The sequence below is a fragment of the Blautia sp. MSK20_18 genome, assembly GCF_020553125.1.
Lineage (GTDB): Bacteria > Bacillota > Clostridia > Lachnospirales > Lachnospiraceae > Blautia_A > Blautia_A fusiformis.
On sequence record NZ_JAJCGR010000060.1, the window covers coordinates 1 to 11,629 of the forward strand.

An 11,629-nucleotide genomic window follows, 5' to 3' on the forward strand; every position below is an offset into this window, starting at 1 on the left:
TGATCAATTCCCGATGCAAAAGTATGATAAAAAATCAAGAAAAAAAGATTATTGAGAAATGTTGCTTTTTTCAATCTGGTTTCATAAGGAATATTATTTTCATTCAACGCTTGTGTTAACCGCACAAGATGATCCATATTATCAGTTTCACATAATTTAATTTTCCCATTATCCTGAATATACTTCATAAAACCACCTCCGTGCTATATGTACATATATAAGAATAAATAATTTCCTGAATCCGTGAAATTCATCCTTTAAGTGAACCAACCTGCCAAGGGCAAGTTGGTTCCATGATAAAAATATACTTCCCTGTCTATTTTCAATACTAATGTCGTGACTCCAAGCGCTCATTGTGCAAAAAAAGGTACACGAAATAAGCCTACTATAAAATTGCTTTGTTACTTATGCGTTTGTGACAGCATATTTCTGACAGATATCAGAAAATATATGCCGCCAGACGTTGCTTTTTCCAAGGCCGATTATCAACTGGCGTGCATGCATGGTTACATGGCTTGCCATCATGATCAGGCTGCTGATAACTGTGCGTAAACGACGGCGTTTAACATCCCTCTTCTGACAAGGTGTTCGTCCTCCAATTGTGCCCTGACCGATCATACGGAGAATGTTATATGCGATCATCCCCAATTCGAGTATCAGTGCATTGGTCGTGAACTTTCCAGATGGAAGTCGCTCCAGATCCATGTCAGTTTTTACCTCACTATGAAACTGCTCGCATTCTCCATGGGCATGATACAGACGGATGATTTCCTCATCCGGGTCACCAAGGTTTGTCCACCAGGTTTCAACTTCAACATCGGGAACCAGATTGAACTGACCATATTTATCAATGGTTCGTTCCGTAATCTCGTAGCCGGTACGGAGTGTAAACTCTTTATTGAACTGCTTATTGGTAACGGTTTTCCAGTCACTGCCTATATAAACAGTTTTTCCATCTCTGGGGCTGTTTATATTCTGGCAGTACTGCTTTGCCATTTCAAACCAATCATCCGTGCTTTCCCGGCGAAGGTTCCGCTTGATAATAAAAAAGCAGCCTGCATCCATCAGAACAGCAACAGTGTCGATGGAGTCATTGCCGGAATCAAGGCGAATCAACAGCGGCTTATCTGTCAGTTTGTGGCAAAGCGTTATTGTTTCCTGCGGAAATTCAACCGTCCCCTTCTGACAATGCTGTTTTCCTTCACGGAGTTCGAAATTGATGGTGTACCCCTCTGTATCTATATATGCCATCATAGGCGCATAGCCGTCACCCCTTTGTAGGTTCGTGAAACACCTTCCTTTTTGGATTTCGAATTATCCATAGGTGTCACATCGATATCTACCGGAACAAGACCATTTGCAAGAGCTGTCGGTTGTATTTTGTTTGTAAGGAGCATCTCAACATTCTGCCCATGCAAAGCATTCCAAGGTAAGTGAGTACAATATCACCGTTCTTAATCTGATGCTGAGACCGGTTGGGTGAATAATGATATTGAACAACAGAGTATCGCAAAATCTTGAAATTATAGGATTTAAGGAGCCTGTGAAGAAATCAACTTCACGGATTCAGGGAAGATATAAAAGTGGAGCTGCATAGAGCAGTTCTAAACTGATTTAATTTTAGCAAAGAAGGTGATGCCTGCCAAGAGGAAAACACAAATTTATGCACATTTTTTTAGAGAGGGAATCCGTGTAATCATTCAATGTGGATAACTTTCCTAAATTTATAAGAAATGTGTAAATATGTGAAATCACAAAATGGGTAGGCTATAAAATAAATTTACCTTTCAAAACTGATATGAAACAGATGTATTTGATTTCTTCGCCAAAAGATGATATAATAAATAGAAATTGCGAAGCGGAATATAAATCTCCGTCTTATTTATCTAAAATTTTGGAAAAGAGGATCAGACAATGAGCGATATGACAATTCTTGAGCAGTGGCGTTCCATTGCTTATAATCAGAATGCAGATAAGAATAAGCTTCAGCGCTTCTGGGCAAATTATTTTAACATTGAGAAGAATATTTATGAGCAGCTTCTTGAGAACCCGGATGAGATCGTTTCCGGAACTGTAAAAGAGCTTGCTGAGAAATACGGTCAGGACGTTATGACTATGGTTGGTTTCCTTGACGGAATCAATGACAGTCTGAAGGTTCCGAACCCGATCGAGACTATGGATGAGGATACCAAGGTAAACCTTGCATTTGATAAAGAGGCTCTCTATAAGAACATGGTAGATGCCAAGGCTGACTGGCTTTACAACCTTCCTCAGTGGGACAAGATCTTCACAGAAGAGAAAAAGAAAACCCTCTACATGGAGCAGAAGAAATCCGGCACAGTTGTGAAACCGCACAAGGTCGGAAGAAACGATCCGTGCCCATGCGGAAGCGGCAAGAAATACAAACACTGCTGCGGAAGATAATGAGCGTAAAGAAGAATCTGGATTACATTATCGTGTTAGGTGCCCATGTGGACGGAACACGGATGACACTTGCCCTTCTGGAACGAGCCAGAAGGGCCCTTCTTTATCTTGAAGAAAATCCGGGTACGAAGGCAGTGCTCTCTGGAGGAAAAGGCGATGGAGAAAACATTTCCGAGGCAGAGGCTATGTATCGTTATCTTACCGGTCACGGAATAGACGGGGACAGATTGATACGGGAAGAGGAATCTACCAGTACGAAAGAGAATTTGGAATTCAGCTGCAGAAAGATCGGAACTACAGACTGTTCCGTAGGCGTGGTGACGAACAATTTTCATGTATGGAGAGGAGCAGCCATTGCAAGAAAATGTGGATTCCGGGAAGTGGCCATGGTACCTTCCAGGTATCGAAGCTGGCGTCTTTTTATCTACATTCCCCGTGAGATTCTGGCCATTATCAAAGACAAACTCATGGGAAATCTGTAGATCTGTGCGAGAAGAGAAATCTCAAAAATTTTGTCAACATGCGTTGACAAATAAAAATACTGCGCTTATAATGAACCACAGAAAAAGAAATAAAAAACACGTTGACGAGACGAGTAAGCTGTGAAACGTTACAGAGAGAGATGTGAAGTGCTGGAAACATCTTATCGGGAAACAGCCGAAGACTACCTCCGAGTGGCCCCAATCCGGTCCGGTGATTCCGTTATCATCATAATTAAGAGGCTTTGCATCCTGGCATGACTGGGCAGCAGAGCAAGCAGGGTGGAACCGCGAGAATGAATGAACTCGTCCCTTACAGTATGTGATGTACTGTGAGGGATTTTTTTATTGCAGAATCTCTTGCAAAAGCAGACACATACTGTGTACCATAGAAACTTCATTTAAAATGAAAGGAGAAAAAACAATGATCATTACATTAAAAGACGGCTCAAAAAAAGAATATGCGGAAGCAAAAGCTGTGATCGATATCGCATATGACATCAGCGAAGGCCTTGCACGTGCTGCATGTGCAGGAGAAGTAAACGGAGAGGTCGTAGATCTTCGTACAGTTCTTGACAGCGACTGTGAGCTGAATATCCTTACAGCGAAAGACGAGAAGGGCCTTGCAGTTCTCCGTCATACAGCATCTCACGTAATGGCACAGGCTGTACAGAACTTATACCCGGAGGCAAAGGTTGCCATCGGACCATCCATTGATACAGGCTTCTACTATGATTTCGACCACGAGCCATTTTCACGTGAGGATCTTGACGCCATTGAGAAAGAGATGAAAAAGATCATCAAAAAAGGCGCAAAGATCGAGCGTTTTACAAAATCCCGTGAGGATGCCATCGCATACTTTAAAGAGAAAAATGAGCCATACAAGGTTGAGCTGATCGAGGATCTTCCGGAGGGAGAAGAGATTTCCTTCTATTCACAGGGAGACTGGACAGACCTCTGTGCAGGCCCACACCTGATGAGTGTAAAAGGCATCAAGGCATTCAAACTTCTTTCTTCTTCCAGCGCATACTGGAGAGGCAGTGAGAAGAACGCAATGCTTACACGTATCTACGGAACAGCCTATGCTACAAAGGATGAGCTGAAAGAGCATCTGGAGCAGATGGAAGAAGCAAAGAGACGTGATCATAACAAGCTTGGCCGTGAGATGAAGATCTTCACAACTGTAGATGTGATCGGACAGGGACTTCCGCTTATCATGCCAAACGGTGTGATCATGATGCAGGAGCTTCAGCGCTGGATCGAGGATGAGGAGACAAAGCGTGGATACGTAAGAACAAAAACTCCTCTTATGGCAAAGAGCGATCTCTATAAGATCTCCGGACACTGGGATCATTACAAAGATGGTATGTTCGTACTTGGTGATGAGGAGAAGGACAAAGAGGTTTATGCACTTCGTCCGATGACATGTCCGTTCCAGTACTATGTATACAAAGCAGAGCAGCACAGCTACCGTGATCTGCCGATCCGTCTCGGCGAGACCTCCACACTGTTCCGTAATGAGGATTCCGGAGAGATGCATGGCCTGACACGAGTTCGTCAGTTTACTATTTCCGAGGGACATCTGATCGTAAGACCGGACCAGATGGTAAAAGAGTTCAAAGACTGTATCGCACTTGCCCAGTACTGTCTGCAGGTACTTGGTGTTGAGGAAGATGTAACCTATCATCTTTCCAAATGGGATCCGACAAACAAAGAGAAATACATCGGTGAGCCGGAGGTATGGGAAGAGACAGAAGGCCATATCCGCCAGATGCTTGAGGAGTTGAACATTCCATTCACAGAGGATGTGGGCGAGGCTGCTTTCTACGGACCGAAGGTTGATATCAACGCAAAGAACGTATACGGAAAAGAAGACACCATGATCACGATCCAGTGGGATGCACTTCTTGCAGAGCAGTTTGATATGTACTATATCGATGAGAATGGCGACAAACAGCGTCCGTACATCATCCACCGTACATCCATGGGATGCTATGAGAGAACACTGGCATGGCTCATTGAGAAATACGCAGGAATGTTCCCGACATGGCTCTGCCCTGAGCAGGTTCGTGTGATCCCGATCTCCGAGAAGTATAACGATTATGCACAGAAGGTTGAAGCTCAGATGAGAGAAGCAGGAATCCGCTGCTCTGTAGACGGACGTTCCGAGAAGATGGGATACAAGATCCGTGAGGCACGTCTTGAGAGAGTACCTTACATGCTTATCGTTGGTGCAAAAGAGGAAGAAGAGGGTAAGGTTTCTGTAAGAAGCCGCTACCTTGGTGATGAGGGAATGAAAGAGCTTGGTGAGTTTATTGACTTCATCAAAGAAGAGATCAAGAACAAAACAATCCGTAAGATCGAGGTTCAGGAAGAGAAGAAATAAACAAAACAGATGATTGACGGATAAATAAAAGGCGACCCGTGTGATAGGCGGGCCGCCTTTATTTTTGATCCGGCAATATTGAGGCCACGCTGTGATGCGGAGGCGGTCAGTATTGCCGGATATTTTTTATTTAAAATATTTCTCCCTCACGAGCTCAACCGGCATGTCCAGTCCGGTCCAGATGTGGAAAGCCTTTACACCCTGGTGGAGCAGCATGTACATTCCGTTAAAGGTCGGACATCCGGCTTCCCGGGCTTCCCTGAGAAGTCTTGTTTCTCTTGGTTCATATACAACATCGGCTACGGTAAGCTCCGGATGGAACAGAGTCTTGTCCGGGATCACGGTGCCTGTCACATCCGGAACCATTCCCACAGAAGTTGCATTGATGAGGAGATTGCTTTCCTCCAGTGCGTCCTTCAGCGCAGTGTGATCATCCATCTCATGAAGGATCATCTCACATTCTGTCATATGAGACATTTTTTCTGCCATGGCAGCAGCACGTTCCCAGTAACGGCTGGTAGGACGTGCAAAAACATGGATCTTTTTTGCACCCTCCAGGGCGGACTGGCCGCAGATCGCCATTCCGGCACCGCCGACACCCATAACGGTGATAGTGCGCCCCTTTACATCACAGCCGGCATCTCTGGCAGACTGGGTAAATCCATAACCATCCGTATTAAACCCCTTTAATTTTCCATTGTCGTTGCGTACGGTATTTACCGCTCCGATCAGCTGGGCAGTGGGAGAAAGCTCGTCCAGAAGCTCCACGATCTTATTCTTGTTTGGCATGGTCAGGTTAAAGCCCTTGATCCCACAGGCTTTCAGTCCTTCCACAGCCTGGGGAAGGGTCTCCTCTGTTACATCAAAACAGAGATACACATAATCAAGTCCAAGATAACGGAATGCCTCATTGTGCATTAAAGGTGATACGCTGTGTGCCACGGGGCTTCCCAGAAGGCCGGTAAGCCCGGTATGTCCGGTAATATTGATCATTGTTCGATTCCCTCCTGTATCTCATAAAATAGAATTTGTTTACGAAATATAATAAAAAATATTTTAGCACTATAAAGTGCGAAAATCAACAAATACAAATATTGTACGGAAATTTATACATTTTTGTCGCCGATTCATAGAAAAAATCTATAAATGTCGAGGCAGACAGAAACGACCCGATAAGTTAGAAGAATCGACATCCGGATTTGACAAAATATGCAAAGAGCCTGCCCTATAATAAATACACTTACCAAAGTTGAGAATCGATGGCAGACGAAACAGCAGTGGGGGAAGCTTATGTATCAGAGGATATACATAGATATCGTTTTTATGACGAATTTCCTTATGGATTACATGCTTTTAAGACTTGTGGGAAAATTTCTGCATCTTGACGGGAAACGCAGAAGATGTGTGATATCCGCTGCCTTTGGATCTTTTGTATCCTGCCTGCTTGTATGTGTACCTTTTAAGATCATTTTTCCTGCCGCTGTACTGATCCATGGCGGCTGCGCTTTTTTTATGGCGTCGTTTGCTTTTCGACTGAAAAAAGGCGGCCTTCTTGTAAAAACCATTCTGGCTCTGTATTTCACAGCTTTTGTGGTTGGCGGGATCTATCAGGCACTGGAAACGGAAAGAACCATGACGGTGAAAATATTTCTGCTTTTTCTGGCAGGGATTTATGGCACACTTTATACTCTGGGATGTGTGACCGAGACCTTCCGGTTTGGCAGAAGAAATATTTTTCCGGTCACTTTGAAATATCAGGGGAAGCTGCAGCAGACATACGGCTTTTATGATACCGGAAATCTCCTTATGGATCCTGTGAAAAAACAGCCGGTATCGATCATCAAACAGGAACTTTTGGGAAGCCTGATATCGAAAGAGCAGGTGAAAAAACTGATGGATATTAAAGATAAACCAGAGGCACTGGAAAATACAGGATTTGTCAGTCTGCAGCCGCATTTTCTGAGCTGTCATACCGCAGATGGAAAAAAAGGACTGCTGCTGGCAGTGATCCTTGATGAACTTCTGATCCAGACTCCCGAAAGGGTGGTACATGTAGGAAAACCGGTGCTTGCCATAACATCCGAGCCCTCAGCTTTGGGAGAAGAGTACGAGATACTTTTGAATTCCAGACTATTAAATTGAGAAGGGGGCTTATGTTATGAACAGAGCAGCTGCAAGATCCTATCCGTTTCAGGTGATCCGGAAATTTATGTTCAATCGTCCGGGAGAGGTTTTTTATATTGGTGGAAATGATATCCTTCCGGCGCCGTTGTCAGCGGAACGGGAGGCTGAAGTGATCGAAATGCTGGGAACAGAAAAGGAAAAAGAGGGAAAGTCGGTTCTGATCGAGCATAATCTACGGCTGGTGGTTTATATTGCAAAGAAATTTGATAATACAGGGGTAGGTGTGGAGGATTTGATCTCCATCGGAACCATAGGGCTCATAAAGGCTATCAATACCTTTGATCCGGTAAAAAATATCAAGCTTGCTACCTATGCATCACGATGTATCGAAAATGAGATCCTGATGTATCTGAGGAGAAACAGCAAAACAAAGATGGAGGTTTCCATTGATGAGCCGCTGAATGTGGACTGGGATGGAAATGAGCTGCTGCTTTCGGATATCCTGGGAACGGATGACGATGTGATCTCCAGACGTCTGGAAGATGAAGTGGAGATCGCACTTCTCGGAAAAGCAATCAGCAAACTGACAAAGCGGGAACAGATGATCATCCGTCTGCGATTCGGCATCGGAAACCGGGAAGGAAGCGAGAAAACACAGAAGGAGGTAGCGGATCTTTTAGGAATTTCGCAATCCTACATTTCCCGCCTGGAAAAGCGGATCATGAAGCGGCTGCGGAAAGAAATCGTAAAGTATGAATAGATGAAACCGGAAAAAACGGTTTACCGGACAGGTTTCCCTTATGGAGGAAGTAAAACCAAAAAATATTTTTGAGACACCACAGGGAGATGAGCGTTTTGGATGGACCGGTGATGCACAGATCTTCTGCCGTACGGCATGCTTCCTTGAAAATACCTATTCCTTCTACCGAAAATGGCTCCGTGATGTGGAGGCAGACCAGACAGAGGAGGGCGGTGTTGCCCATGTTGTTCCGGATATCATTTCCGGAAACGAAGGGGATAATTGGCTCCTTGAGCAGGGAAGTCATTCGGCAGCAGCGAGAAGATTTAAAATTCCGGGAAATACAGTAGAATTTGTCAGAGACCTTCGATATAATAAATACAGAGTGTTTACAGGGCTACAGAATGAACAAAAGAAGAAGGGGTGTGGCAGAATGATCGACATTGCACATGCAAAACAGGAATTCGAAAAATATCTGGATGAATACGACCGGGAGGATGAACAGATCTGTCTGAAGATCGTACATACCTATGGTGTGGTGAAATACGCAGGAGAGATCGCCAGAAAAATGGAATGTTCCGGTGAAGATGTGGAACTTGCGGAGCTGATCGGTCTGCTTCATGATATTGGCCGTTTTGAGCAGATCCGTAGATTTCACAGCTTTGAGCCGGGAACCATGGATCATGCCGTGTTCGGTGCAGAACTTCTCTTCGGGGAGGAGAAGCTGATCCGGCGTTTTGTGGAGGATGATAAATTTGATGAGCTGATCGATGCAGCAATTCGGAAGCACAGTGATTTCAAACTGGAAGGAATCCACGATGCAAGAACACTTTTCCATGCAAAACTGATACGAGATGCCGATAAGCTGGATAACTGCAGAGTAAAGCTGGAGGCGTCAATAGAGGCCATGCTTGGTGTATCAGAAGAGGTTGCAGGAGAAGGGTTGATCTCACCGGCAGTGTGGGAGTCCTGTCTCAGAAGAGAATCCGTGTTATCCGCAGACAGACATGTGCCGGTGGATTACTGGGTATCTTATCTTGCACAGTATTATGATATCAATTTTCCTGAGACCTGTGAGATCATCGAAGAAGAGGATTATATCAACAGGATCGCAGGCCGGCTGACGTACCAGGAACAGGATACCAGAACTAAGCTCCATATTCTCACAGAAGATCTGAACAGGTATCTGGAGATGCCGGCTGTGTCTGTGAAGGAATAGGAGCATAGCAGTTACTGTTCACTGGCAATGTTCCGCGAGGTGTTTTTTGTGAGCGAAGGTCACAGAAAACCCGAGACATACCGCGCGAATTTATGCGATTAGCATAAATTCTGTGCATCGCGAAGCGTGTTACTGAGAACGGAGTGAGCAGTAACTCATAGCAGAGAGACTTGTTATATTTTTTGGTTTGGGGTTGACTTTGAGGCGGTTTTCGCCTAAAATATATCAAAGATACGGCGATGATGAGAATAGTACACAGGGAATTATCTCAGAGAGGGATCTGCTTTGGTGGAAGGATCCTGTGCGTGAACTGTGGAACCGGCCTCGGAGCTCTGCGTGATTGAAGCGTGGCGTGTGTTTCCGGCGTTAACGGGTGTTGAGAGAACAGCTTTTCTGGCTGTTAACTGGGGTGGTACCGCCGAAGTCATTCGGTCCCTTGTGAGGGATTCGGAGGGCTTATTTTTTTGTCCGTAAAACGGGACTGTAAATATAGTGTACGGTTTATAGGACGGAAGAGTAAGCAGAAAGGATTCCGGATTGCCTTGGCTGTCTGACAGCCGGCAATATGTAACAGATCACAAGAAAAAGGAGATTTATCATGGCAAAAGAAAAGAAATTAGTACAGGCCATCACATCTATGGATGAGGATTTTGCTCAGTGGTATACAGACGTTGTTAAGAAGGCTGAGCTTTGTGGCTATACAAGTGTTAAGGGCTGTATGGCGATCAAACCTGCAGGTTATGCGATCTGGGAGAATATCCAGCATGAGCTTGACCGCAGATTTAAAGAGACTGGTGTAGAGAACGTTTACATGCCGATCTTTATCCCGGAGTCTCTTCTTGATAAAGAGAAGGATCATGTAGAAGGTTTTGCTCCGGAGGTTGCATGGGTGACTCATGGCGGCCTTGATCCGCTTCAGGAGAGACTTTGCGTGCGCCCGACTTCTGAGACTCTGTTCTGCGATTTCTACCAGAAAGAGATCCAGTCCCACAGAGACCTTCCGAAGGTATACAATCAGTGGTGTTCCGTTGTCCGCTGGGAGAAGACAACACGTCCGTTCCTTCGTTCCAGAGAGTTCCTGTGGCAGGAGGGACATACAGCACATGCAACAGCCGAGGAAGCAGAGCAGCGTACCATCCAGATGCTGAACATCTATGCAGACTTCTGTGAGGAAGTTCTTGCGATCCCGGTTGTAAAAGGCCAGAAGACAGACAAGGAGAAATTTGCAGGTGCTGAGGCTACTTACACAATCGAGTCTCTGATGCATGACGGAAAAGCTCTCCAGTCCGGTACAAGCCATAACTTTGGAGATGGTTTTGCCAAAGCATTCGGGATTCAGTACACAGATAAAGATAACACTCTGAAATATGTTCACCAGACATCCTGGGGAATGACAACACGTATGATCGGTGCAATCATCATGGTTCACGGTGATAACAGCGGACTTGTTCTTCCTCCGAGGATCGCTCCGGTACAGACTGTGATCATCCCGATCCAGCAGCGTAAAGAGGGCGTTATGGAGAAGGCTGATGAGCTTCTTGCAGCACTGAAGGCAGCAGGCATCCGTGCAAAGGTTGACGCTACAGACAAGAGCCCGGGATTCAAGTTTGCTGAGCAGGAGATGCGTGGTATCCCGCTTCGTGTGGAATGTGGCCCGAAGGATATCGAAAACGGCCAGGCAGTTCTCTGCAGAAGAGATACCCGTGAGAAATACACAGTATCCTTCGAGGAGCTTGCAGATAAGGTAAAAGAGCTTCTGGATACCATTCAGCATGATATGCTGGAGCGCGCACGTGCACACAGAGAGGCACATACTTACGTAGCAAAGAATTATGAGGAGTTCGGTGAGATCATCAACAGCAAACCGGGATTCATCAAAGCTATGTGGTGCGGTGATCGTGCATGTGAGGACAAGATCAAGGAAGATTTCCAGGCAACATCCAGATGTATGCCATTTGAGCAGGAGCAGTTAAGCGACGTTTGCGTATGTTGCGGAAAACCGGCTAAGAAGATGGTTTACTGGGGACGCGCATACTAAAATATAATTTATATTGCAGAAACAGCGGCGGGGCAAAATATGCTCCGCTGTTTTTATCCAATGCGTCGTAAAACCCCTTGCTTCGGCTATGGGGATATAAGACGCGTCCATCGAATTTATGCAAGTAATTGAAGATGGACAAAATAGTAATTGTATTAACTAATGAACCATAGTATAATATAAATATGAACATAACATATAAATTAAATAACAATGTCGT

Annotated in this window: 9 protein-coding genes, 1 pseudogene and 1 other annotated feature; of the genes and pseudogenes, 7 read left to right on the forward strand and 3 right to left on the reverse strand. The window is 45.0% G+C overall.

The window, feature by feature from the left end; translation table 11 throughout:
- A partial coding sequence (locus tag LI091_RS17635; RefSeq protein WP_265191411.1) for a hypothetical protein occupies window positions 1-188 on the reverse strand: 188 nt, incomplete at its 3' end.
- A 217-nt stretch (window positions 189-405) separates the two neighbouring features.
- Window positions 406-1,483: pseudogene (locus LI091_RS17640) on the reverse strand (IS1380 family transposase); the annotation flags it as partial.
- A 431-nt stretch (window positions 1,484-1,914) separates the two neighbouring features.
- Between LI091_RS17640 and LI091_RS17645 the strand changes: the two are divergent.
- The 3 genes from LI091_RS17645 to thrS all read left to right on the forward strand — a co-directional run bounded on the left by LI091_RS17645 (window position 1,915) and on the right by thrS (window position 5,289).
- Window positions 1,915-2,424: an SEC-C metal-binding domain-containing protein gene (locus LI091_RS17645; protein ID WP_021652360.1), complete on the forward strand. Its 510-nt coding sequence runs from the start codon at window positions 1,915-1,917 to the stop codon at window positions 2,422-2,424.
- Complete coding sequence (locus LI091_RS17650; RefSeq protein ID WP_092071306.1) at window positions 2,424-2,906, forward strand: YdcF family protein; 483 nt, start codon at window positions 2,424-2,426, stop codon at window positions 2,904-2,906. Before LI091_RS17645 ends, LI091_RS17650 begins: the two co-directional genes overlap by 1 nt.
- Window positions 2,907-3,327: 421 nt before the next feature.
- The gene (gene thrS, locus LI091_RS17655; protein ID WP_110102483.1) at window positions 3,328-5,289 is read left to right on the forward strand and encodes a threonine--tRNA ligase; all 1,962 of its coding nucleotides are present in this window, start codon (window positions 3,328-3,330) and stop codon (window positions 5,287-5,289) included.
- Window positions 5,290-5,415: 126 nt separating this feature from the next.
- Here thrS and LI091_RS17660 read toward each other — a convergent pair whose 3' ends face one another.
- Window positions 5,416-6,282, reverse strand: coding sequence for a shikimate dehydrogenase (locus LI091_RS17660; protein ID WP_022427354.1), 867 nt, complete (start codon window positions 6,280-6,282; stop codon window positions 5,416-5,418).
- 297 nt (window positions 6,283-6,579) lie between these two features.
- Here LI091_RS17660 and LI091_RS17665 point away from each other — a divergent pair, with 297 nt between their 5' ends.
- The 4 genes from LI091_RS17665 to proS all read left to right on the forward strand — a co-directional run bounded on the left by LI091_RS17665 (window position 6,580) and on the right by proS (window position 11,409).
- Window positions 6,580-7,431, forward strand: coding sequence for a sigma-E processing peptidase SpoIIGA (locus LI091_RS17665; RefSeq protein ID WP_022427355.1), 852 nt, complete (start codon window positions 6,580-6,582; stop codon window positions 7,429-7,431).
- Window positions 7,432-7,447: 16 nt separating this feature from the next.
- Window positions 7,448-8,173 carry an RNA polymerase sporulation sigma factor SigE gene (gene sigE, locus LI091_RS17670; protein WP_015527110.1) on the forward strand — a complete coding sequence of 242 codons (726 nt, stop codon included), beginning with the start codon at window positions 7,448-7,450 and terminating at the stop codon, window positions 8,171-8,173.
- A 40-nt stretch (window positions 8,174-8,213) separates the two neighbouring features.
- Window positions 8,214-9,371: an alpha-L-rhamnosidase-related protein gene (locus LI091_RS17680; RefSeq protein WP_320442627.1), complete on the forward strand. Its 1,158-nt coding sequence runs from the start codon at window positions 8,214-8,216 to the stop codon at window positions 9,369-9,371.
- 230 nt (window positions 9,372-9,601) lie between these two features.
- Window positions 9,602-9,811, forward strand: a binding site (T-box leader).
- A 158-nt stretch (window positions 9,812-9,969) separates the two neighbouring features.
- The gene (gene proS / locus LI091_RS17685; RefSeq protein ID WP_173734131.1) at window positions 9,970-11,409 is read left to right on the forward strand and encodes a proline--tRNA ligase; all 1,440 of its coding nucleotides are present in this window, start codon (window positions 9,970-9,972) and stop codon (window positions 11,407-11,409) included.
- The last annotated feature ends 220 nt before the right edge of the window (window positions 11,410-11,629 follow it).

What these genes read in the sequence shown, in the direction of transcription:
- thrS (WP_110102483.1), top strand. Translation starts at nt 3,328, where the DNA reads ATGATCATTACATTAAAAGACGGCTCAAAAAAAGAATATGCGGAAGCA.
- proS (WP_173734131.1), top strand. Translation starts at nt 9,970, where the DNA reads ATGGCAAAAGAAAAGAAATTAGTACAGGCCATCACATCTATGGATGAG.
- LI091_RS17650 (WP_092071306.1), top strand. Translation starts at nt 2,424, where the DNA reads ATGAGCGTAAAGAAGAATCTGGATTACATTATCGTGTTAGGTGCCCAT.
- LI091_RS17665 (WP_022427355.1), top strand. Translation starts at nt 6,580, where the DNA reads ATGTATCAGAGGATATACATAGATATCGTTTTTATGACGAATTTCCTT.
- LI091_RS17660 (WP_022427354.1), bottom strand. Translation starts at nt 6,282, where the DNA reads ATGATCAATATTACCGGACATACCGGGCTTACCGGCCTTCTGGGAAGC.
- LI091_RS17680 (WP_320442627.1), top strand. Translation starts at nt 8,214, where the DNA reads ATGGAGGAAGTAAAACCAAAAAATATTTTTGAGACACCACAGGGAGAT.
- sigE (WP_015527110.1), top strand. Translation starts at nt 7,448, where the DNA reads ATGAACAGAGCAGCTGCAAGATCCTATCCGTTTCAGGTGATCCGGAAA.
- LI091_RS17645 (WP_021652360.1), top strand. Translation starts at nt 1,915, where the DNA reads ATGAGCGATATGACAATTCTTGAGCAGTGGCGTTCCATTGCTTATAAT.